At 35.0% G+C, this 23,350-nt stretch carries 28 protein-coding genes and 1 riboswitch; of the genes, 23 read left to right on the top strand and 5 right to left on the bottom strand.

Annotation, left to right across the window (positions count from 1 at the left end; translation table 11 throughout):
• A riboswitch (cyclic di-GMP riboswitch) is annotated at positions 1–90 on the top strand. This riboswitch is flagged as partial in the annotation.
• A 64-nt stretch (positions 91–154) separates the two neighbouring features.
• From RZN25_11560 to RZN25_11525, 8 genes are all read left to right on the top strand, one after another.
• A complete protein-coding gene (locus RZN25_11560; protein MEQ6377454.1) occupies positions 155–868 on the top strand; it encodes an EAL domain-containing protein in 714 nt (237 codons plus the stop codon).
• 110 nt (positions 869–978) lie between these two features.
• Positions 979–1,410, top strand: coding sequence for a PilZ domain-containing protein (locus RZN25_11555; GenBank protein ID MEQ6377453.1), 432 nt, complete (start codon positions 979–981; stop codon positions 1,408–1,410).
• A gap of 67 nt (positions 1,411–1,477) precedes the next feature.
• The gene (locus RZN25_11550) at positions 1,478–1,642 is read left to right on the top strand and encodes an aspartyl-phosphate phosphatase Spo0E family protein (protein ID MEQ6377452.1); all 165 of its coding nucleotides are present in this window, start codon (positions 1,478–1,480) and stop codon (positions 1,640–1,642) included.
• A 520-nt stretch (positions 1,643–2,162) separates the two neighbouring features.
• Positions 2,163–2,651 (top strand): YkyB family protein, encoded by a 489-nt coding sequence (locus RZN25_11545; protein ID MEQ6377451.1) that lies wholly within the window; start codon positions 2,163–2,165, stop codon positions 2,649–2,651.
• Between the two features lie 179 nt (positions 2,652–2,830).
• A complete protein-coding gene (locus RZN25_11540) occupies positions 2,831–3,172 on the top strand; it encodes a hypothetical protein (protein MEQ6377450.1) in 342 nt (113 codons plus the stop codon).
• 219 nt (positions 3,173–3,391) lie between these two features.
• Positions 3,392–3,985, top strand: coding sequence for a hypothetical protein (locus RZN25_11535; GenBank protein MEQ6377449.1), 594 nt, complete (start codon positions 3,392–3,394; stop codon positions 3,983–3,985).
• 192 nt (positions 3,986–4,177) lie between these two features.
• On the top strand, positions 4,178–7,342 hold the full coding sequence (locus RZN25_11530; protein MEQ6377448.1) for a DUF927 domain-containing protein: 3,165 nt from the start codon (positions 4,178–4,180) through the stop codon (positions 7,340–7,342).
• Between the two features lie 303 nt (positions 7,343–7,645).
• Entirely contained in the window at positions 7,646–8,005 is a 360-nt protein-coding gene (locus RZN25_11525; GenBank protein MEQ6377447.1) for a hypothetical protein, read from the top strand.
• 68 nt (positions 8,006–8,073) lie between these two features.
• Here the strand turns inward: RZN25_11525 and RZN25_11520 are convergent, their stop codons facing one another.
• Genes RZN25_11520 through RZN25_11510 form a run of 3 tightly spaced genes read right to left on the bottom strand, consistent with a single transcriptional unit; the run spans position 8,074 to position 9,234 of the window.
• On the bottom strand, positions 8,074–8,385 hold the full coding sequence (locus tag RZN25_11520; protein ID MEQ6377446.1) for a hypothetical protein: 312 nt from the start codon (positions 8,383–8,385) through the stop codon (positions 8,074–8,076).
• A gap of 29 nt (positions 8,386–8,414) precedes the next feature.
• Positions 8,415–8,621, bottom strand: coding sequence for a hypothetical protein (locus RZN25_11515; protein ID MEQ6377445.1), 207 nt, complete (start codon positions 8,619–8,621; stop codon positions 8,415–8,417).
• A gap of 46 nt (positions 8,622–8,667) precedes the next feature.
• A complete protein-coding gene (locus RZN25_11510) occupies positions 8,668–9,234 on the bottom strand; it encodes a recombinase family protein (GenBank protein ID MEQ6377444.1) in 567 nt (188 codons plus the stop codon).
• A 243-nt stretch (positions 9,235–9,477) separates the two neighbouring features.
• On the opposite strand from RZN25_11510, the gene RZN25_11505 reads away from it, so the two are divergent.
• The 14 genes from RZN25_11505 (at position 9,478) to RZN25_11440 (ending at position 20,722) form a co-directional block, all read left to right on the top strand.
• On the top strand, positions 9,478–10,311 hold the full coding sequence (locus RZN25_11505) for an HNH endonuclease (GenBank protein MEQ6377443.1): 834 nt from the start codon (positions 9,478–9,480) through the stop codon (positions 10,309–10,311).
• Positions 10,312–10,361: 50 nt separating this feature from the next.
• The gene (locus RZN25_11500) at positions 10,362–11,303 is read left to right on the top strand and encodes a hypothetical protein (protein MEQ6377442.1); all 942 of its coding nucleotides are present in this window, start codon (positions 10,362–10,364) and stop codon (positions 11,301–11,303) included.
• 268 nt (positions 11,304–11,571) lie between these two features.
• Positions 11,572–12,096, top strand: a complete 525-nt coding sequence (locus tag RZN25_11495; GenBank protein ID MEQ6377441.1) for a hypothetical protein — start codon at positions 11,572–11,574, stop codon at positions 12,094–12,096.
• Between the two features lie 21 nt (positions 12,097–12,117).
• Positions 12,118–12,996 carry a hypothetical protein gene (locus tag RZN25_11490; GenBank protein MEQ6377440.1) on the top strand — a complete coding sequence of 293 codons (879 nt, stop codon included), beginning with the start codon at positions 12,118–12,120 and terminating at the stop codon, positions 12,994–12,996.
• 52 nt (positions 12,997–13,048) lie between these two features.
• Positions 13,049–13,327, top strand: a complete 279-nt coding sequence (locus RZN25_11485) for a hypothetical protein (GenBank protein ID MEQ6377439.1) — start codon at positions 13,049–13,051, stop codon at positions 13,325–13,327.
• 37 nt (positions 13,328–13,364) lie between these two features.
• Positions 13,365–14,600, top strand: a complete 1,236-nt coding sequence (locus tag RZN25_11480) for a DUF1643 domain-containing protein (protein MEQ6377438.1) — start codon at positions 13,365–13,367, stop codon at positions 14,598–14,600.
• 317 nt (positions 14,601–14,917) lie between these two features.
• Positions 14,918–15,061, top strand: a complete 144-nt coding sequence (locus tag RZN25_11475) for a hypothetical protein (GenBank protein MEQ6377437.1) — start codon at positions 14,918–14,920, stop codon at positions 15,059–15,061.
• Between the two features lie 116 nt (positions 15,062–15,177).
• Positions 15,178–15,405 (top strand): multiubiquitin domain-containing protein, encoded by a 228-nt coding sequence (locus tag RZN25_11470; protein MEQ6377436.1) that lies wholly within the window; start codon positions 15,178–15,180, stop codon positions 15,403–15,405.
• Entirely contained in the window at positions 15,380–16,546 is a 1,167-nt protein-coding gene (locus RZN25_11465; protein ID MEQ6377435.1) for a ThiF family adenylyltransferase, read from the top strand. Before RZN25_11470 ends, RZN25_11465 begins: the two co-directional genes overlap by 26 nt.
• Positions 16,539–16,928 carry a DUF6527 family protein gene (locus RZN25_11460; protein ID MEQ6377434.1) on the top strand — a complete coding sequence of 130 codons (390 nt, stop codon included), beginning with the start codon at positions 16,539–16,541 and terminating at the stop codon, positions 16,926–16,928. The genes RZN25_11465 and RZN25_11460 overlap by 8 nt, the downstream gene beginning before the upstream one ends.
• Before the next feature lie 275 nt (positions 16,929–17,203).
• Positions 17,204–18,298 (top strand): restriction endonuclease, encoded by a 1,095-nt coding sequence (locus RZN25_11455; protein MEQ6377433.1) that lies wholly within the window; start codon positions 17,204–17,206, stop codon positions 18,296–18,298.
• 82 nt (positions 18,299–18,380) lie between these two features.
• Entirely contained in the window at positions 18,381–18,692 is a 312-nt protein-coding gene (locus RZN25_11450) for a hypothetical protein (protein ID MEQ6377432.1), read from the top strand.
• Between the two features lie 151 nt (positions 18,693–18,843).
• The gene (locus RZN25_11445) at positions 18,844–19,956 is read left to right on the top strand and encodes an SEC-C domain-containing protein (GenBank protein MEQ6377431.1); all 1,113 of its coding nucleotides are present in this window, start codon (positions 18,844–18,846) and stop codon (positions 19,954–19,956) included.
• 349 nt (positions 19,957–20,305) lie between these two features.
• Positions 20,306–20,722, top strand: coding sequence for a hypothetical protein (locus RZN25_11440; protein ID MEQ6377430.1), 417 nt, complete (start codon positions 20,306–20,308; stop codon positions 20,720–20,722).
• A gap of 559 nt (positions 20,723–21,281) precedes the next feature.
• Here RZN25_11440 and RZN25_11435 read toward each other — a convergent pair.
• Both RZN25_11435 and RZN25_11430 read right to left on the bottom strand, forming a co-directional pair.
• The gene (locus RZN25_11435) at positions 21,282–21,557 is read right to left on the bottom strand and encodes a hypothetical protein (protein ID MEQ6377429.1); all 276 of its coding nucleotides are present in this window, start codon (positions 21,555–21,557) and stop codon (positions 21,282–21,284) included.
• A 137-nt stretch (positions 21,558–21,694) separates the two neighbouring features.
• A complete protein-coding gene (locus RZN25_11430; protein ID MEQ6377428.1) occupies positions 21,695–22,405 on the bottom strand; it encodes a hypothetical protein in 711 nt (236 codons plus the stop codon).
• A 129-nt stretch (positions 22,406–22,534) separates the two neighbouring features.
• Here RZN25_11430 and RZN25_11425 point away from each other — a divergent pair, with 129 nt between their 5' ends.
• The gene (locus RZN25_11425) at positions 22,535–23,155 is read left to right on the top strand and encodes a VanW family protein (protein ID MEQ6377427.1); all 621 of its coding nucleotides are present in this window, start codon (positions 22,535–22,537) and stop codon (positions 23,153–23,155) included.
• Positions 23,156–23,350 lie beyond the last annotated feature (195 nt).

The raw sequence follows: 23,350 nt of genomic DNA, 5'->3' as shown, positions 1-23,350 counted from the left end.
TCGCAAAAGGCAAACTTATTGAAAAATAAGGACGCAAAGCCACGGACCTAAAGTCATTCTAAAAATGACTATGGTGGCCGGGTTGCCGAAGTATAGTAGGTCTATGCTTTTCGGCATGGGCTTTTTTGTCGTCCGTAAGAAGGGATAGGTATTGGTGATTAGTAGCTTCATAGATCATGAGGACTTTTTTCATCATTTTCAACCCATTTATGATTTGAAAGAGGGTTATATTGTAGGGTATGAGGTACTACTTCGGTCAAAAAAATTTGCTAATCCAGAACTTGCTTTTAATAGCGCTATAAAAGAAAAAAAGCTCTATGAATTGGATTCGCGGTCCATTCATAAAGCTCTGAAAACCTACCATTCAGCAGGTTTTACAAGGAAAGAAGGGATATTGTTCGTAAATGTTTTTCCGTCAACATTATTGAATCCAAAATTCCCCTCCTTTATATCTGTAATTATGAAGGAAAAGCTATTGTCAAATCAAGAAATAGTTTTTGAGATTAGTGAAAAAGAAACAAATTATGATTTGAATCGTTTGAAAAAAGTATTAAAGCAACTAAAAAAAGTAGGGATTTCTTATGCCATTGATGATTATGGAATTAGCAATGGTGATATGGAGAGACTAATTGAATTAGATCCATATTATTTAAAGTTAGATCAGTTTTTTTCTAGGGATCTCCATAAGTCTCCAAAAAAACAAGAGATGATTAAAAATGTGTTGGAATACTGTAATAAATTTGATACTATTTTAGTTTTAGAAGGTCTCGAAAATGCTCTTGATGTTTCTTTTTCCAAATCACTTGGAGTCCCATTAGGACAAGGTTATAAGTTGGGTGTACCAAACTTACTAAAAGGTTTGGGGTGAGGTAGTTGCTTTCTATCCTGCTATTTGAAACATTGCTATTACTCATTTTCTCATTAGGTTATTTTAGAAGTAAGCAAAAAATCAAGGAAAAAGAGAATGAGGTCAGAGCTTTGAAAAGTAAATGTGATACTATTAAACCGCAAAAAGCAACTACGAACTTTAATTATAACCGCAGAAACTATCATCGCGTAAATGTGAATCATATAGAATGTTCTATTTCATTTGTTGATTTTGGAACAAACAAATTACAGGCGCTAGTGAGTAAAACAGTCTTGGGTCATATTGATGACGTTAGTCTGGGTGGTATTAAGTTGACGGCTCAAATTGATTTACCAGTCCAATACCTAATCATTTCAGATTTGTGTTTTACTTTACAGAGTCAGGAATTTAACTTGAGAGGTGAGTTTGTACGTAAGGAGACAAAGAAGGAAAGTAATTATTTCGTATACGGTATAAAATTCCTGGATATGAAAAAGAGTGACGAAAATAGACTAGCTGCTATTATCAATGAGATTGAACTTTCCAAGAGAGGTATCGGGTAACAAGTCGAGTAGTTCTAAAATTTATTTTTCTCAACAAAACGGTTCTTTTTGTAAAGGTGGAGAAATCATGGATGAAAAGTCGAACCAACATTTACAATCCAGAATTGAGAAAAAAAGAAATGAAATGATCAGAACGGCAAAGGTAAAAGGAATTGGACATAAAAGTACTTTAAAATGTAGTCAAGAGTTAGACTATCTTCTAAATAAGCTACAAAAAGTGATAAACACTTAAATCTTGGGCAATCATTGGGTGTTAAAATTCCTATGATAATTTTGGCTGGGTAATGAAATCGTTGATGGTTGTACTTGGGGATTTGCCGAGTATACCATCTTTTTTTTGAAATTTTTATTATTTCGTCGCCTTAACTCCTTGAAAAGTGTAAGAAGCCCGCTATATAATGAAAATGTAAAGATCGTTATTGTGTTATTTTTGTAACCGCATTACCCCCTGTTTTGTGTGATTCAACCAAATCACACCTTCGCAATTGCTTCACTTTCAATCTTTCCTTTCTAGTAGTGAGACTTGCCCTTCTATTATGAACGTTGATTCCACTTTTTTTATGATGTTTTCCGTAACCATTATTTTTCTACAGATAATGGATGAGGAAGATTAAAAGGATTTATTATTAGTCTCCATTCAACTTCGTTAACAACTACTGTGTACCCCCTGTTGATACTGTACATCTTCACCCCCATGATCCTTATTGATTATTTTCTTTAATAAATCCACGATGTAAAGGAGTGTGTTGTTTTTGGAAACAACCGAAAAAATTGAACAGGCACTTTTTACGTTAAACCGGCACAGTAAGACTGCGCTTGACCCAACTTCTCTCTATCAACTCAAAAGACAAACCATTCAGGTGTTGATCGAACAAGGAAAAGCAGAAAAGGTGGGGCTGCACTTCTGTCCTAATCCTGGTTTTGCTAAACAGAGAAGCAATGTCCTGGTTCGAGCTGGCGATTACTACTTCCACCATCCCGCGACAAAAGAAGATTTCAATCAATTACCTCACCTTGGTCATTGGGACAAGAATTTCAGGAATCCGAAAGTAAAAATGGGGCTTTCAGTTGCAAAACAAATCTGTCAAAACTACCTCAAAGAAAACGGAAAGGAAGTATCAAAAGACAAGCCTAGAATAGTCACCACAGTTTACACTTCTAAACAGACCCACGACGAAAAGGTGGAAAAAAGAACAGTTGATAACAGGAAAAGATCGATTTGCTCTTGGATCGAAGAGTAGTAATGCCTGTTGCCCGTGTCCCTAATCAGGATGCGGATTATGACATTCCCCTTTTTGAATAACTACATCCATCCCCCATTGACTCTTTTGCATAACTGCATAACTTCACTTTTTGCAATCCAAATCTTATTCATATCTATGGAAGATATGACATTTCAAAATTAAAGGAGGTTACGCACATGCAAGAATTCTTCACATGTAAAACTTGCAATGAAACAAAACCAGCAGATCAGTTTGTTAAAGGCGCCAAAAATCCAAAAATCTGTTTGGAGTGCAGAAAAAAGGCCATGCAGAAAAGAAAGATGAAGCTACAAGACACTACAGGTAATCAGTATCGAAAGACCATCACCTTTTCCTCGTTTTCTTTAGCTATGCTTGCGGTTTTTCAACAGGGACAAACCTCAAGTAAGGCTGTAGAAAAGGTCTTCCTACATGCCTTCGAACAACTTGACCCCAAGATGAAGGAAATGGTGCTCTTACAGAAACAACTACTTGAAAAATCAGCCTCAATTCCTGAATGATCCTTAAAAATCGTAGATATAAACGATTAGTAGGATGTTTCTTACGTTTTTCTCACTATTTCTTCGTTTTTGGGTGGCAGAGGAGAATATTCAAAGGAAGGGTGGAAGGTTTTTAGTAACGTATTTCCCAAGTAGAAGCCGATTGTTTACTTACTGTAAACTAACGGTTTCTTATAGCCGTAACAATGGCTAAATTAAAAGGAAATAGGAGAGATATACATGCAAAAAGAAACTGAAATGATAATGAAAAAAATTGAAGATCTTGGGCCAATATATGACCAAAAAGGGTACTGTAAGGAACATTTTTGGGACGTAGAGTTCGAAAGAGGAGGAAAACTATACACCGCAACAATCAAACTTTTTTTTGATAATAAGTTTTTTGCTAATGACTATTCTTTGGAGTACGTCTTTGATAAAGCAGAAGAAAAATCCTATGTATATGGTGCAGCTGAAGAATTTTTTGATGATTACGAACAGGCACTTCAACAGTTTAAAGCATACATTCATTACAAATGTGGGGGTATTGCTCATAAAACAATGGAGTATAATGAGAAGCATGACAGAAATTCAGGCATACCTAAAACACATCTATCACTTTTGAAGGAGATTTTTGGTGATCAGCATCATTCCTATACAATAGGTAGTTGGGATGAAGAATCTATTAGGATAAACCATTTCGGGGATAATTTTAACATTAAAATTTGGGCGAAGAACGAAGACTGCATAGCTTGGTCATTGATTAAATCATACTATAATAAAGAACATGAGTTTGTGCGTGAAAGATTACAAAGCGGAGTCCATAAAATAAGTTGAATAAATATTTAATACAAAATTCCGAGTTGTTCTTAAACTACCAATAGTCATTACCTTTTTAGATGTCCTTTTATGAGAAAGGACATCACTTATAGGTGTTCCCAACACCTTTGATAGAAAATATTTTCTTTAGGTTAGCGCCTTTCTTATAGCAACATATTGTTGCTCATTTTAAGAAAGGAGATTCACCAAATGAATCCATCATCATTACAAGGCGCTAACGAAGTACTACAATTTTTACAAACTCTGTACGGAGAGGAGGATTTGGAAAGAGGCCACCTTGTCTGCTTCACTTTACCTAATCATCAAGCAAAGTGGTTTTGGAATGGAGAGAGACAAGAATTTGCAGAATATGCTCTATCCGTATCCAAGGAATCAAATGTATATCTGGGTCTAGGATTGCAGGACAAAGAGGCGACTTTAAAGGAAGCAGAAAAACTAGGAAAAAAGGCAGATGAATCACGTATTCGAGGCTACAAAAAAACAGTATGTGTCATCCCTGGTGTTTGGCTTGATATTGATGTGAAAGGTCCGGCACACAAAGTAGATAATTTACCAGATACATTCGAGGATGCAGAGAAAATCATTGAAAAATTCCCACTTCGCCCAACAATGATGGTTAATTCAGGTCATGGGTATCAAGTATATTGGCTATTCAAGGAGCCGTGGGTGATTGAAAGTGAGGAAGAACTACAGGAAGCGCAAGAGTTTGTTAATAACTTTTTAAGGACGGTACAATACCATGCTTCTTCTTTTGGTTGGAGAGTAGACTCTACATCAGATCTATCAAGAGTCTTTCGAGTTCCAGGAACATGGAATCGAAAAAAAGATTTGGAGCCGGCTCCTGTAAAGATAGTGACTATTGAAGAAGATAATCGCTATACTCAAGATGATTTAGAACAATACTTCCTAGACGAATCACAAGTAAAGGCAACAAAAACCCCTAGTAAGATGTTTCATGCAAAATCACAAAACGTTGCACTAACACCTAATAATCAATTTGCAAAAATAGAACATATCGTCAACGGGTGTTCATGGATGAAACATTGTAAAGAAGATGCAGAAACTCTTTCAGAACCAGAATGGTATGCAAGCCTATCCATATTAGGAAGATGTATTGATGGAGAAGAGCTTACCCATGAATGGAGCTCCCCTTACCCCAACTATTCGTATGATGAGACACAATATAAGTTGTTCCAATCCCTTAAAAACACGGGTCCTGTTACTTGTGAAAAGATCTTTGAGATGACCAATGGAAAATGGTGCAATCAATGCTCATTCTATCAGAACATTAAATCCCCTATTGCTGTAAGTAACATGGAAGAAAAGGAAGCTCAATTGGAAGGAGCAAAACAACTAATCATGGAGAAGTTAAGTAGATCTTCAACAGAAAAGAATGTTTCGCTAACCAAAACAGAAAAGGATGCACTAAAATTCATTAAAAGAGAAGCCCCTAGCACATACGAGGAACTTTCCACAGAATTGAATTTGGCATTAAATAAAAGCGGTGAAGAAGTAAAGAATGAAAATTCAAGCGAAAGTCATCTGCGAATAGTGGGTGAAGAAGAGAGTCCTCAATTACAAACAGTTGGATCTTGTTTAGAAAACTCCCCAGGGAAATCACTCCTAATCCCCGAAAACTATCATTTGACTGAACACGCCACTTACAAAATAATTCCTAAAGGAAACAAAACGAGCCTTCTTGACATTGCATTTTCCCCTATTTTGGTGACGGGATTGATGAAGGATATTCAAACGAATCACGAAATGGTACAACTTTCTTGGAAAAGAGGAGAGCGCTGGTATCACAAAATTGTAAATAGAGACGAGGTCGCAAATGCAAGAAAGATTGTCGATTTAGCTAGTGTAGGGTTTCCTGTAACAACAAGCACAGCCAAAGAAGTGGTGAATTACGTTTCTACAACTGAAGCGATAAATTACAAGGAACTTCCCAAACAGTTTGTTTCATCGCAACTAGGGTGGCAAGGGAAAAAGTTCGATAAAGGATTTCTTTGGGGAAATCACACCATTTTAAATGGTGAAACAAAGGAACAGTTAAAGGGAGACGAAGTTACAAATAGTGAGTATGTTGTTTTTCGTGGAATGGAATCTGGAGATGAACAATTGGTGTCTGGATTCCATAAAAGAGGATCCATCGAAAAGTGGATACAGGCAGTACAACCAGCGAGTGACTATCCGAAGGTCATGCTGGGATTCTATTCGGCTTTTGTCCCCCCTCTATTAGAAATTCTAAATTGTTCCAATTTCATCATTGATTTCGCTAATCGAACAAGTACAGGTAAAACAACAGTCCAACGAATTGCCGCAAGTGTTGTAGGAAACCCCGACGAAAAGAATTCTGACTCTATTCTGGGAACTTGGGATGTAACCCAAGTATGGCTTGAAAGAGCCAGCGGTGTCATGAATAGTTTGCCTGTAATATTAGATGATACAAAAAGAGCAAAGAACACAAAAATAGTTGCAAACATTCTATACACTGTAGCAAGTGGCCGTGGTCGTGGGAGAGGAAACAAAAAAGGGATCAGTATGACAACTACTTGGAGAACGGTACTAATATCCAGTGGTGAAACCCCCGCAATTTCCTTTACAAATGATGGTGGCACAAGGGCACGTGTACTTGAGGTGCGAGGGTTACCATTTGTTAACGATGACATCAAAACGAGAGAATTAGTACAAAACATAAATATTGAGGTATGTCAAAATTACGGTCATGCATTCCCTCTGTTTGTTCAATGGATTCAAAAAAACCGAGATAGTTGGATTAAGTGGCAAGAGGAGTATCAAGAATTGGTTAAATTTTTTGCAACAGGTATCAAAAATAATGTTGCTGGAAGACTAGCATCATACGCTGCAATCATTGAGCTAACCGCAGAAATGGTTCATCGAGCTTTTGATGATATGGGCTATCCACTACCATGGAAATACAAAAAATATATGCAGATTGAATGGCCAAATATTGCTGAAGAAGCAAAGGATCCAACTGGTGAAGAAGAAGCTCTTCGTGAAATCATTTCTTGGGCTGCCTCACGTGAAACCCACTTTTTCGGTCGTCATACAACTGATTTTAATGGAAAACCAATATTACCAAATGGAGGTTGGTTGGGAAGATGGGATAAATCTCAAAACTGGGATTCTATTGCTTTTTACCAAAGCTCATTAAAAAATGAGTTGGAAAAAGGTGGGTACAATGCATTGGAAATATTAGGCCTATGGAAAGAAAAAGGATGGCTGGACCTTCCAAATGGAAGTAATAGATTTGGGAAACAAACAAGAATAGATGGAATTAGACATTGGCTTGTAACAATCAAGAGGGAAGCTATTGACTCCCTTCAATAATAGGGTGACAGGGTGACAATATGGTGACGATAGTGGTGACGCTTAAACCATTGATATATCAATAACCATAACAACTTGTCACCATGTCATCATGCCATTTCTATTTTGTTAATGGTTCTTTGGTAATTTCATTGATTTTAAATTTAAAGAATCAAACGAATAAGCATTTAAACCAAAAGCAGTGAGGACAGGGGTGACATGGTGACAGTGCATACAATGTGCCTTTAAATAAACATTTTGAAGGCGTCTTCTGTCACCATTGATGTCACTGACATTAAAAAAAGAGAGGGTGACAAAAAAGATATGGTAAATGGAGTAAACAGATATGCAAAAGTAGTTGTTGGTGGGGTAGTTAATCCAAATAAAATTAACTTGATATACTCTTTAAAGGACCTTCAAGAGGAATTTCATTGGATTGTTTTAAATGTTGATACAGAGAATCTTTTTGACAATTTTTTTGAGACAGATGTCGTTGATCTATTTGATATGTTTAGGGAAGATCACACTCATTTTCAAGTGAGATTACAAGAAGGCATTCAGGAGTTGATTGAATCATTAACAGATGGAAACTATATTTGGATTGATACAAGAGATGTTCATTCCGAGGACGGCCTCATCTTCTTTCATGAAGAGCATGAAAGAAGAATAACAGTTGTTAAATAAGAAATATGAAAGGACCTGATTTGGTCCTTTTTATTTTTGTATCAACTTATTTTATTTTACACTTCGTTTCACTTATTATGAATTTCTTTTTTTGATTTATCATCATACACTTTTTCAACAAGCGTTAAGAAGTTATCTTTGGTTTCAAAATGCCTTATATCTATCTTCCCATCAGATATATAAACATCAATTAACCACTTTATATGATCCTCTATACACTGCTGTGAATTACAAATAGATAAAAGGTGAACATCATGGCTTCCGGCCCATGTACCGCCATCTACCACTGGTGAATCACATATAAAACACCTTCTAGCATTCTCAATATATTTTTTGGGGATACCTTCAGAATTAAATATCTCATTTCTTGTATTAGACATTTTCCACCACCTCCAATAGCCGTTTTCTATCAACTTATTTTTCCAGTTCCTTTACATTCAGAACAATCCCAAAAGTCAGACCTAAAACGAGGATTTTTCTTTGTTCTTTGGATAGCATCATAAAAACTTAAACCTTGTGTATCACAAATACGGTCAACGGAAGCTTCAAAGTTATCATTCCATTTCACACCATATCCATTACATTTCGGACATCTTTCATTTGGTTTATGACTCATTATATTCCACCTCCTTAATGTTATTTTATCATTAATTATTCCGAAACTAGTTTGTGTTTTCACATTTTTGACTGTTTACATATCGGTATAAGGAAGTCCTACTTACCTGTGTGGCCTCTTCAATCTCTTTTATGGTGTATTGTTTTGAGTGGTACATCTTAAGAGCTATCGATATATTCTTCTGGTCAACTTGTGGTCTGCCTCCTTTTCTTCCACGACTTCTAGCTGCCTCCAGACCAGCCATGGTCCTTTCACGAATGATGTCACGCTCTAGCTCTGCAATACTAGCCATCGTTCTAAAAAAGAATCTTCCCATAGCGGTGGATGTGTCAATAGAATCACGTAACGATACAAACTGTACACCCTTCTCATCAAATAGTTCACTTAATTGGATAAGGTGTTTTGTGCTACGACTAATCCTATCAAGTTTGTAAACTACAACAACATCCCCTTTGCGCAAGTAATCAATCATTTCTTGTAGCTGTGGACGGTCTGACCGTGAACCAGTTACTTTTTCTTGGTAAATCTGTTCACAACCATAATGATTCAGAGCATCTAATTGTAAATCAAGGCTTTGTTCCAAAGTAGAGACCCTTGCGTATCCAACTTTCATTGCTTTTCCTCCTATTCTATTTTTTCATAAATATAGCGCAAAAACGGTCAGAAAGAAGCCATTTGAAACTTTGTTTTTGAAAATGAGTTTTGAGATGGTTTTAATCCATAAAACAGATGGTTTGGCTTTGCTGATGGATTCGTTCCAAATACGGTCATTTATGGGATGTTAAAGAGGAAAATAATGGTTTATGTCGAATAAACTCATAAGAACAAAATCGGTCGTTTTGGAAGGGGGATTAAAATGTATAACCGCGCTTTTGTTGCGGTCACGTCTCGAGAATGGTATGAATTCCTAAAGCAAAGTTATATATCTGGAGAGGTAAACTTCTGGAGAAAAAACACAAATTACTTCAGGGCTCTGTCGCACTATGAGCCACTTTTCTTTCTTGTAAAAAACCCACCTAATGTAAGAGGGGAGAGAGCGGTTCTAGGAGTAGGGTATTTCAGTAGATTTGAAGAGTTATCACCAGAAGAGGCTTGGACCAAATACAAACAAGGTAATGGGGATCCTGATTTTGCCTCTTTTTCTTCACGTATGAAAGAGATGTTCAATGTAAGTAAAGGAACGATAGGATGTATCATACTTTCAGGGTTAAAGTTTTTTGATAAACCAGTTAAATTAAGTGAGATAGGTATATCTTTTAAAAACAGTATAGTTTCCGGTAAATCAATTTCAAGCATTGAGGCGAAAAAAGTATTTGATTCAAGTAATACGGAGCTGTTTAAGTCAGATTTGATGGAAGAAAGTTTATCATTTCCTGAAGGTAAGGAAATGTATATGAAACACATTGTTAGGGAAAGAAATTCAACAGTTGTAGATTTGGCAAAAGAAAGATTTAAACAAAAAAATGGTAGATTATATTGTGAAGTTTGTGGGTTTGACTTTGAACTATTTTACGGTGAAATTGGGCAGGGATTTATTGAGGGTCATCATATAGTGCCAGTGTCAGAATTAAAAGAAGGAGACCAGACAAAAGTTTCTGACATAGTTATGGTTTGTTCGAATTGCCACAGAATGCTACATAGAAAAAGACCTTGGATTAAGCCTGATGAACTTATCCGATTGCTGCATTAACTTTTCTGGGAATAAACTATGAAGGTAATAATCAAAAGAGGGGGTAAAATATGCATTCATGTCCATTGTGTGATTATGAAGCAAGAATTGAAGGTCTTGGACCTTTAAACAGTTACTATGATATAAGTTGTGCTACATGCGGAAGCTATAAAATTTCAGATCAAGCTAAAGAGGAACTAACAGATTCGACCCGTACAAAGGACAAGCCTAAAATTTCAGCATTTGTAACCAAGCGTAATTTGAATGGTAGTAACATAACGATTCTTGCTGAACAGGTTACTGATATGGAAAAGATTCCATATGCTCCTTTCCTAACAATTGATCAAATTATTGATCAATACCCAATCCTTATGACTGAAAGAATTAATCAAGCCTTGATAAATTTAACTTTAAAGTCCGAATATCCTGGTTTCTCAATTGTATTATCAAATAGAACTTATCCATTGTTATTGTCCTCAACAACAGAAACCAAAGAAATACTTTTTATATTGAGAGGTTTAGCTGAAAAGGGATATATTTCCAGTAACGTTTCAACTTTACCAACCAGTATTGTAGTATCTGCTAAAGGATGGGATAGGGTTAATGAATTAAGTTATGGGAGATTTGGTGAATCAAGACAAGGGTTTATTGCAATGTCCTTTGATCAGAGCATGAATTCTGCAAGTGAGACAATAAAAGAAGTAATAAAAAAGACTGGCTACGAGCCAATGAGAATTGATAACAAACAGCATAATAATAGAATAGATTCAGAGATAATAGCTGAAATAAGAAGGAGCAGATTTGTTGTCGCTGACGTAACTCAACACAGAAATGGAGTATATTACGAAGCAGGATTTGCTCAAGGTTTAGGTATTCCAGTTATTTGGACGTGTAGTAAGGAAGACTTTGATAAGCTACATTTCGATACTCGACAAATTAACCATATTATTTGGGATAATGAGGAAATGCTCTATAATGAACTGTTTAATCGTATCAGGGCTACGATTACTTAATAACCCATATTATTTGGCCGCATCAAATGTCGATAGTATCTACGCTACCTTATGAGAGGAGACGTTTAAACTGAAGGACAAACTAAACTTAAACGCGAGTGATTTCGGTTCCTATGTCTACTGTGGCTTTAAATTTATTTACCAGAGGAATCCTAGACTCAAGGGGAAATCAGTATCCCTAGAACCAAAGTATCGTGATGAAACGCTAAATGAAAGGTTTTATGTAGATAAAGTACTTGCTGATTTAAATTTAACCTACGAAGATGTTGTGTATGAAGGTATCCAAGAAAATGAAAATAGTCAATTTCTAATAGCTGATATACTTGGAACAAAAATTCATTGTAAGCCAGACCTCATTGTTAAGAAGAAAAATGAAACGTTACTTTATGAATTTAAATCTGTTAGCAGGAATACTTATTTATTTACACCACCCCTCGATAGTTTTTATGCACAGGTCTGGTGCTATACAAAACTCGAAAGTATAGAAATTGATGATTACTTCCTCCTTGAATACTCAATAGAAAATTCTAATAAACACCCTTTAAACAGGATATTCTGTTTAACCGATGATGAACAGTTCATAAACAATAAATTCGATGACCTTTTCACCAACTATATCAATTTAATAGAAATCTACAATGAACGGGATAAATATATGTCCAAGGGTAATACATTTTCATGGATGAAAAAACTTGAAGAATATTACAATATGCCAATTGATGATGAAAGAAAAATAAAGTGTACTAGGTGCAAACTTAAAAAGAGTGGGCTTTGTCCACTATGGGAATTATAGACATATAAGGGAGAGATGTTTTTGGAATATGACAATGTAATAACTGAACTGTCTTTATTATTTAAAGAGATATACCCAATTAGTTGTTACACAGAAGAAACCGCAGTTCATAAGTTTCTCAATCCGAAAGATAAATATGATCAACTTTTTGACAAAGATCACTATAGAAACGATATAAGACTATTTTTAAAACAACATCAATATAAACAAATAAGAATTGGAGCAGATCTTCCATGGTGGGGAAAGAAATACTTCACTTCCCAAAAAGGTGTAAGAGTAATGATAATAAGTCAAGACTCAAATACCCCAGATGCAGGAAGCATTACTTGCTATGCACATCTGATGAGATACTTTAAGAAAGCGGAATATAGTTCCTATATAAAAAAGAATAGATTAGCTGCTTTTACCGGTTGGAATGATGTGAAAACACTTATTTGTGAAGCAGGAATAGATTTAGATTTTCTCTATATTACTGATGGAAGAAAGGTATATCCAACTGAATCTTTACAATATAAAAATGCCTCTTCTGATAGTGACGAGGAAAGGAAGTTTAAAGAGAAAAAAAGAAAAAGTATAATCCAATCAATGTCCAAAAGACATAAAGAAGTAAATGCCAACCTTCTTAAGTCGGAAATAAAATTCTGTGATCCAGATGTGATTATTGCTTTGGGGGGAGTCGGTTTGTTTCTTTTGGATGTCTCTAAAAATATCACTAATCTTTTGCACAATGAATTATATTGGGCTTATATTGAGGATTCATCCCAAAAATATTGGGAAGAGAAAAAGAGAATAGAAATTGCACCGTTCCCGTCAGGAAGTAACAATGCATTGTTGGGATATCGTTCAAAAGCCATTAACTCAATTCGTTCAGTTATTGAATTGTACAAAAATAAAGAGTGAAAAGTCAAAGGTTTGAAACTTAAATCATATTTTTTCTAGGAGGAGAGAAATATTGGTGTTACCTGAAGAGTTCTTTCAAACTTTAGAATTAGTAGAAAATGCAAGATGGAGCCCTGCAATAAAAAATGCTTTTGATGGTTATTCACGAGGTTCTTATGTGGAAGTAGGAAATGATGATGGTGGCCCATGTATTGGAAAGTATGGTAAATATCATGTTTTTACAAGAATCGGAGTGTCAAAACAAATGTGGGTAGTAAATAAAGAAACAAAAGAAGTACGTAAAGTTCCTTTAAAATATAAAAGAAAGGATCTAAAAGAAATATTTTCATAGTTTAATTTTACGGTAGTCTAACTTGGGAGGGGTGGAGATGCAAGAGAAATCCCAAAGTGGTATCTTATTGAACAAAACCTTTAGGGACTCATTAATAATTGATAAATACGATATCGAACTCCATAGGTGGAGAGAAAAGAAATTAGAGCAAGTAAGAAGTGAAAATAGTGAAGATGCAATGACTTGGAATGTTTTTAAGAGTCTAAAGCAAATTAATCCAAGTTATTGGTTACCCCATTTATTCAAGCAATCCTTCCACCAAGATTTTACTTACCCATTGGAATTTATTGATGTAACCTTATGGAAAAAAATAAATCCGCCATTAAACCTACCTACAAAAGAAGGACAATCCGAAATTGATGTTATTATTGAAACGAATAATTTTGTTTGGATTATAGAGGTTAAATATAAAAGTGACATTAGCCTAGGTACTACTCATGACAAATCCAGGAATCAGATAATAAGAAATATTGACGTTGGATTGGACTATTCAAACGGCAAGGACTTTTACTTCTCTTTGCTGATTTTAGATGAAGCACATTCACCACAAGGGTTTCACAATATGAATGTATATACCTATTCCCGAGATCTTGTTAAGGGTGATCTTACTCATCGGAATGGAAATTTGTTGAGTTTAAGGGGTATTGGTCTTTTAATGTGGTCGGATATTCTTTACCTGTTTGATTATATAAAAGGCACTACAGATAGTGAGTTTGAAAGAGTGGTAGCAGAACAAGCAGAACTATGGTTGAGAAATAAGATTGATAAGTTCATAAAACCAAAAAATGGTGCGATTTTTGATGAAACAGGAAAATACAGGTACTCTCTGACAAGAGTATGGGCACCAATGAGAGAAAAAGTTGTTTTCGTTGGTTTAAATCCAAGTACAGCGGATGAAAAGAATAACGACCCAACCTTAAAACGTTGCATTGACTTTGCTAAAAGATGGCATAATGGAATATATGGATCATTAGAAATGGTGAATTTGTTTTCTTATAGATCAACAGATTTTGAAGAGTTAAAAAATGATTTAAATAATGATCAAGTTGGTAGAAAAAACGATGATTTCATATTTATTGCTATAAGAGATGCGAGCCTAGTAATAGTTGCTTGGGGAGAAAAGGGAACCTATAAAAATAGGGATAAAGAGGTACTAAAATTACTTAACGAAGCAGAAGTTCCGATTTATTGTTTGGAAATTTTAAAAGGAGGGCAACCGAAGCACCCATTATATGCAAAGGGTGATTTGAACCCAGTACTATATGTCGAATAATAACAAACAAGCACATCTAAACCAATGATGTGCTTTTGTTTTTGAAAGAGAGTCAAAGGTTAAAAAAATGAAATTCACAAACGCAAACATACGTTTCCTTTGTTTTCCTTTGCTTTTCTACTATTTTTAAAGAATATCTTACTTGACAAACGAACGAACATTTGTTCAAAACACAATATATAGTATTTTTAAAATGTTATACACACTATATATTGTTTAGTAGAGTCTTGTCTGTTATGATAGATATGCTGGGAAAGGAGGGGTAACGAACCAATATTTGCTAGGATTTTAGTACTTAATGAAAGGAGGTGGAACAATTGTCTCTAGGGTTTAGCCGTGCAAAGTTTAATAGCCAAATCCGTTCAGTAGAACGAAAAATTAAACAGGAATTGAATAAGGCAGAACGTGATGTGAAAAGGCAAGTAAGAGATTTGGAACGATCAATAAAAAAAGGATTCTAATGTGCTGCAACACAAAAGAATCCCAAAACAAAATAAAGTTGACTTTATATTACACGATTTGGCTAGTGATTTAAAGATAAATCTCTATAAGAAAGAAGGAAAAACATTTGAAGCAAGTGACGGTAATTATAAATGCCCGTGAAAAGGTTGTTGATAAGGACAAGTATTCTTTTCAAGAAATAGTTGAACTTGCTCTAGGAAAGTTCGATTCGAATCCAAATATTGTTTACACCTTGACCTATACTAAAGGAAAAAAACAACCAAGTAAATCGTTGGTTTTTGGAGAAGAAGTTAATGTAAAGGACGGCATGATTATCAATGTCTCACGAACTGATAAATCATAGTCCGGATCTACGTCGTTTGAGAGATGAAGGATATCAAATTGAGGTAAAAGGCGCATACGTTTTCCTTCATAACGTTCCTTATGTCAATTGTCAAAGAGAGATACAAGCGGGAACGCTTGTATCTACTCTTCATTTATCAGGAGGTCAGACTCTTAAACCAGATACTCATGCTATCCACTTTATTGGTGAACAACCATGTGATAAAAATGGACAAACGATCCAAGGTATCATGCATCCTTCATCAAGAACAGAGAAATTAGGTGAAGGAATAGTAGTAGACCGTTCATTTTCGAATAAGCCACCAAATGGTTATAGAGACTACTATCATAAATTTATTCGCTATATTGAGATACTGGCAGCTCCTGCGAAATCTATTAATCCTGAAGCCAAAGCCAACTTGTTTCTTCCAGTAATAGACACTTTGGATGATTCGCCTTTCCATTATGTAGACACACATTCAAGCAGAGCGAATATTGGAGCTGTTTCAGATAAACTACGTTCCCAACGAATAGCAATTATTGGTCTAGGTGGAACGGTATCTTATGTTCTTGACCTTGTTGCAAAAACACCTGTTTCTGAAATTCATCTGTTTGATGGAGATGAATTTTTACAGCATAACGCTTTTCGAGCACCGAGTGCACCAACATTTAAACAATTAGAGATAAAAGAAAATAAGGCAGTTTACTTTGCTAGTATTTATAGTAATATGAAGAAAAATATTCATCCACATTCTGAATATGTGACATCTGACAATGTTCAACTTCTGTTGGACTATGATTTTGTATTTATCTGTATTGATGAAGGGGAATTCAAGAAAGACATTATTCCTCATTTGTTAGAGCATAAGATTCCTTTCGTTGATGTTGGTATGGATGTGAAAAATGTGGACAACTCACTATTAGCTGATGTGCGTACTACAACGGTGACACCTAGTCAAAGTGATCATATACCCCAGAGAATTTCTTTGACTAGCTCTATTAATGATATGTACGAAAGCAATATTCAAATTGCCGAGTTGAACGCCTTAAATGCTGCGATGGCTGTTATCAAATGGAAAAAACAATTAGGCTTTTATCATGACCACCGTCGCGAAGTTAATAGTATATATACCACTAATACTGGGGAAATATCGAATGACTAGGCAAGTGGTTGAACACAAATTTGTGGACTTTATACCTGATAAGTTAAAGCCCAATACCATTTATATAAGTATCGCCTATAATACTGTAGTTCACTCCTGTGCATGTGGATGTGGGGAAGAGGTAGTCACTCCTTTATCCCGTTCCGATTGGAAACTCACATATAATGGAGAAACTGTTTCTCTACATCCCTCGATTGGAAATTGGTCATTTTCATGTAGGTCTCATTACTGGATTAGAGATAGTAGGGTTGTATGGGCAGAATCATGGTCATGCGATAAGGTGAAAGTAGTACGAGAAGCTGAAAAACGTAATATAGATAAGGACAGGAAGAATAAAGATACAGGTCTTCTAGCTTTCTTTAAGAATTTGTTTCAAAGATAGACTCTCCTTTTTGGAGAGTCTTTTTATTGCAGTGACTTCAACCGTTTACAGCTAGGAGAATTGTTAACAATAATAAGAAACATCCGGTTACTGAAGTAATAAAAAAACAATAACTTTTTGAATAGCGTTACATTTTATGTATATCGTAACTTCAATTTGGAAATAATATTAAGTTCTGTGTTATGAAGTATATTTTCCTTATCTTTCACCCATACTCTTGGTATGTTACTTGGAAATACCGAGTTTTAATCAATTTCTAGGAGGAAAGATAGAAGATGGAAACACTATTTATGAATAGGGAAGAAATGAGTAATGAGCTTAAAATGAGTTATAGTGGGTTAAGTAAGAGAGTTCCTATGGAGTTTTTTTCTATGAAAATACCTGGTGGAGCAAATAGTAAGTTGTATTCAAAGCTAGCACTAATTCATTATCAATTGGAAAAAACATTAGCAACTTCTTCGAGAATGACATCCGTATCAGCAAAAGCTGTATTGGGCAAAAGAAAAGATGAATATAAAAGAACTTACAATCAAGTATCGGCTGAAATAGATGGTTGTTTGAGGAATTTCCCCAAAGTTGACCCGATAATTGAGGCGTATTCCATAGTAGAACTAAAACTCCTCTTTATAAGCCTGAATATTTCATTTATTCTGTTTCCCAGAAAAAATGAAATACGCTTTTTAGAGGAAATCGATATCGATTTATATTTGAAGGAAATGAAACGATATGTTAATGACCTAATGAATGATATAGAAACCATAAAAGACTATTTTGGGGAATTAGAAGCAGGTGATATCTTTTGCCAAATGAATACTGACCCAATGCTAGACAACTTAAAGTCAAAGATATTTTTAACTTCATCAAGGGATCCAAATGAAACTTCTTACAATGAGTTGGAGCTTATAAAGAGAATTGATTCCATTCATCATAATGGATTGCCAATTCTTATAGCTGACATTTTAAAACGAGATGAACGCTTTTCTGATGTAAAAGTTACCGATGGTAGTGGGGATAAAGGAATTGATGTTGATGCATTTATGGGATCTCAAAGATTTATCGTACAGTGTAAAAAGTACTTAAGTAAGATTAACAGCAAAGAAATTAGGGACTTTTCATTATTAAGTAAGGAGTTAGATGCAGTAGGTTGGTATGTTGCTACTGGTGGTTTCTCGAAAAATGCGGATCAAGGTATTTTCCCCTTTGAGAGCATTGAAGGTCAAGATATTAAAAGAATAGCAGATGTTCAATTGATAGATAAGTTAAGGCTAGCTAGTCTTGTGTTTGAACATAAACTGGGTATGAAATTAGATGGAACGCTTGATGAACAATATTGGTTTAATCTTCGAAATCCACATAATAGGATGAAATAAAAAACTTGAAATCCATTAGAATCGCGCGCTAACGTGGAAATAGAAAGACACTATAACGAGATATAATAGGAGGTTTTCCACGATGCGACTATCCGAATATTTTCAAGAAGTGTATCCTTTGCAAAAGGAAAAAATGAGGAGTTGGAACAGGTACGTAGAACAGTTTGAGGACACGGAATGTGAAGAATGCGGTGAAGCTAGAATCATTGGTGAAACTGTAAGAGAAAAGATCAATTTTCCACAAGAAGGAGAAATTTTACGAGAGTTTTCTGAAGATGGACAAGCATTACTGTACTGTCCAAACTGTAAATCAATAATGAACTTTGACAAGCACAAGTTAATCTTTGTGAAGCACTACGATCGCCCAATATGGTATCCATTCCTGTTAAAGTGATTTTTTGTTGGCACACGAGCTGTCGTGTGTCTTATTTTTTGTTATACCAGTAATAAAACTATTGTAGTTGTTGTGAAGTCATGATCATCTTTATATGGTAAAAAAAATAAGTTAAGATATTTGTAAAATTATAGATTAAAGGGGCATTACAATGCAAAAAATTGGAAGAAATGACAAGTGTCTTTGTGGTAGTGGATTGAAATATAAAAAATGTCACGGTAGTGTCAATGGCATTTCAGATAAGTTGGTTAGTCCTCAACTAAAATGTGTGTGTGGTAGCGGTTTTCATCCAAGTGATTGTTGTAGTGCATTTCTTTCATCCCCAAGAAGGTTGAGAACAATCGAGGTAAAAAGTGAATTTACCGTGGAAAATTTAATACAAGAGGAATACGTTGGATATATTTATTTTGCATATTTGTCAAAACCAAGAAGAGAATGGGATTTTTTTCGGAATTTTTATCTTTATGGAATTGAAATCAACGGCAGATTTTTTAGACCCAAAACCCTGGACTTTATTTTAGAAATTCAAACGGATGAAGAGAGCCATTGGAATATTAGATTAAATCTCGATTTCCATACAGGGGCTAGACTGAAATTAAAGACCCCAAAAAATTTAGCAAAAGACAAATTGTGTATGGCCAAGGGTAATATCACTGTTTCTAAACCACTAAACAAAATAGAGACGCCTTACATAAAGATTATTGATCATCGTTATTTACGGATTTTTCACCATACCTCAAAAGACGGGTATGAAGGAATTACAAGTAGTAAATCTATCTGGGCTTCGCCATATGATCTTCAGGGTAGTACAAGAGAGCTGAAGAAAACTAATTTTACGTATTTTACAGATCTCCCTGAATTGAGATTTGAGGGTGATTTATTTTTAGTTGCAATGAGGGAAAAAGGACAAGCGGCGTTCCGAACAGATGATGAATCACAGTTATCGTTTGTAGAAATTTATAAGCAACCTGCATTCAAACGGGAAAAAAGGTTGGTCTTTTATATAGATATAAATATAATCGCACCTGTGCCTGCAATATATCATTATCAAGAGGGTAGTCAATATGTAGAGTTTTTTCATCCTCATATTTTTAGAATAGGTTTAGATCCTGGTAATATTATTTCTATTGAGCAATTTAAGGATGGGTGGAGAATTTGTGATAACTCTATTGTGCCAAAAACAAATGACATTTTTCCTATTGCAAATGGAAATGATATCTCTGATCTTTTAAAAATATACCAAGATAGATATATTGAACCTTAAGTCCAAAACGCTGTAAATAAAGAAAATGCATTGAACCTTTACATCACTAATCAAAGATCTTTATCATGAATCGTACGGTGGTATTTCACAAATCATAACATGATGGCGGGAAGAGGACATATTACCTAATCCTCCTTAAGAGTCGATATTTGTGTAAATCTTCAGTGGATAAACTTTATACTTGTGAGATTGTTTTAACATCACATTTCCAACTCAAATCTCTTTTATTTTAAAAAAATTTCCTCTTAAGATGAATAGCGAAATATTTAATGAATAGCCTGTCATGACTGGGTTTACAAAGGAGAAGACCTATGATTCAATGAAGGAAACATTTTAGGAGTGATAATTTTTGATTACATCAATGGCTGCTTTAAGGTTGTCAGAAATCCAACCTTTTATTCAAAACTATAATGAGGATATACAAGTATGCAAGGATATGGAATTGTTCCCCCTACAATATGTGGAAAAGAAAAGAGAAATATATTTTCGGTTTATTGAGACTTTCTTGGATGAGAAAATTTATGCTAACCATGTATCAAATGATTTAAAGACAGAGATAATGCAAAATGCATATTCGCAATATAGAGAGGTAACAGATATCATACCTCCAATAGTCATTGAATTTTGTAAGATTCATGAAACACCAGAATTTTTTAGAGTTAAGTACTTTTTGCCAATTTTTAAGAATGAGAGAAGAGAATTGTTAGATAAACATAGAAGAGAGCAAAGTGAAAGAATGGAACTTTTAATCTCCATGATGGATTGATAAAACTTTGTTCTGCAAAAGAATTTGGCTTTTAGGATTAGACACAAAACCCAAAACGTCATAGAAAAGATAAACCTCCTACTAACCAGTAAGAGGGGAAATTTAAATCAGCCAGTTGGCCAGGGATCTGATTTGCAAAAGTATCCCTTAATAGAGGTCATGTATTTCACTCCTTTTTGTTTTTTTTAACATCCTTTTGAAAGTCTAAAATGAGGTTTTGTTGTTGAGGAAGGCTTTGAACCACCTGAAATATGGGGTATCTTTGTGTATTTCCTTTATTTTAGCGCACGTAACAATTCTTGTCACTTGATGAAATGATATATTTCCTTTTTCGCCACTTTTTAATCAAAGTAGAGAAAAAAGGTAGAGGGAAGAGATAAAAAAAGTTAAGACCATAAAAAAAGAATGTAGTCACCTGTTCCCTTCCTCCATATTCCTTGTATCCTATAAGGATAGAGAAAAAGGATTCTATTGCATGTAAATACAAGGAATCCTACAATTCTAAAAATCAAATTTATTTGCTATCGAATGCACCAATAAAGTCATTACCATTATCACTTTATTCAGACTTGCTGATCACATAGAGCAGAAAATCTTTTACTGGCTGGTCATGAAAGTTAATATTCTTGAATGAATCAAGCCCGACACGAATAGTTTTGAAGTTTTTATCAGCAATTTTTATATACAGCTCGCCTTCTTTCCTGTGCGTAATGGTATCCATCCAGAAATCTCCATTATCAATATACCCAATATAATCTTCGTTTATTTTTAACACTTTTTCTCTGATAAACCTACCTTTATCTTCTGTAAAAAAATTCACCCAAACCTCTTCCAATGAAAATTCCTTCTTTCTATTTTAGAGTAGAATAAATATTATTCCCATCTCCGCGCATTTTTTACATTCCTTGAAATCTCTGCATAGCTTCTTTCGGTAATCAGTTTAAGAACTTTAGTTTTATCGTAATTCACCCTTTATTCCATCTTCCAAGTGAGAGTTTTTTTGGGTTGTTGGTTGTTTACGTACCACTTTTTTACCGTCTCATAGGACTTGTCTCTTATATCCGCAACGTAAAGAACCAGGGAATTTCCCTCCCATTTGAATGAAGAAATAGGGTAGTCAAAGGAATTGAACTTGGCTACATCATTAGGTGCTAGTATTTCTTTGAGAGAATGTAGGTCAATAACTTCCACCTTGTTTCGTAAAACCTCTGATCCTTCGTTTCTACCAAACAATAACGCAAGAAAATCGCTGTTTTGTTTATAATCTAGCAACATACTTCCTTCAGATACAAGAATAGATTCTACATTTCCACCTTTATGTGCAATGAAAAGTTGGTCACAGATTTTTGATCCACAGCTGTATTTGATTATGGCGTAATCCTTGTTATTGTGGGAAAACAAATACTCTGTTTGCATCCGACCAATTTCCAGTTGGGGATCGATTTCTTGATCAAGGTAGTCTTGTAGGATAGGGAGATCCTCGAAGGAAATTGATATTGGATCTTGCTGTGGCCGTTCTATTTCTAATCCTGGGCTATCACCGTCTATTGATTCTTCAGGTGTATTGGAAGATTTTCCTTCTGTCGATTGTTGTGCATCCTGTGCTTCATTTGAACATCCGCCTAATACGATAAACGTTATCGCAACCAAAAATGAAAGAACAAAAAATTTCAACGTGGCCATGGCCAACCTCCTTTTTACTCCTTTTTTATATTTTACTCTATTCTTCTGCTCAAATAAATGAGTCTTAAATTGCCTAATAGTGATAGTATATTAGTATGATAGTGAAAATGTGTGAAGGGTTGGATCGATATGAGATTGAGTGAAATTCATCCGATTTTTTATCACACCAGGATTGCACTGAAACGACTTTTTCGTTCGATTGTAGACCTTAAAGATGCAAAGAGATTTGCTACTACTTCTGTTGATGATTCTTTACCACATTCTTTAAAGAAACATCAATCGCTTTTACGAAGAAAACTGGGGGATAGCGACCCACAACTTCAAGAAAACAAAATCACAAACCTTAAAATTGCTTCTCAAACGATTGATGGCGTTTTGATTTTCCCTGGACAAATCTTTTCCTTTTGGCAGTTAGTAGGGAGGACCACGAGAGACAAGGGGTACATCGAGGGTATGCAATTATCCAGAGGAGAAGTGAAAACAGGGATTGGTGGGGGGATTTGTCAATTGGCGAACCTCCTGTTTTGGATGGCCTTACATACCCCATTGGAAATCATAGAAAGACATCATTATAGCTTTGACCCATTTCCGGATTCAGGTAGAGTGCTCCCTTTTGGAAGTGGGGCAAGTGTTTTTTATAATTACATAGATTTGCGGTTTTACAATCCTACAGAGCAGACTTTTCAAATCAAGGTTTGGCTCACGGACAAGCACCTTAAAGGGGCAATCCTTACCGATAGGGAATGGTAATATTCCTACCATATGGAAGAAAGAAGTCATAGATTTTTGAAAGAAAACGGAAAAAACTATCGACAAAATGAGATTTGGAGAAAGACGGTCAATAAAAGAACCGGAAACTACATAAAAGAAGAGTTGTTGATTAAAAATCATTCGGAAGTAAAGTATGAAATACTAGGAAATGTTAACTAGCACCCTTAAGGGTGT

It is taken from the genome of Bacillaceae bacterium S4-13-56, from assembly GCA_040191315.1.
Lineage (GTDB): Bacteria > Bacillota > Bacilli > Bacillales > JAWJLM01 > JAWJLM01.
Note: the sequence above shows the minus strand (reverse complement) of the source record. Positions and strands in the feature narration are given on the sequence as shown.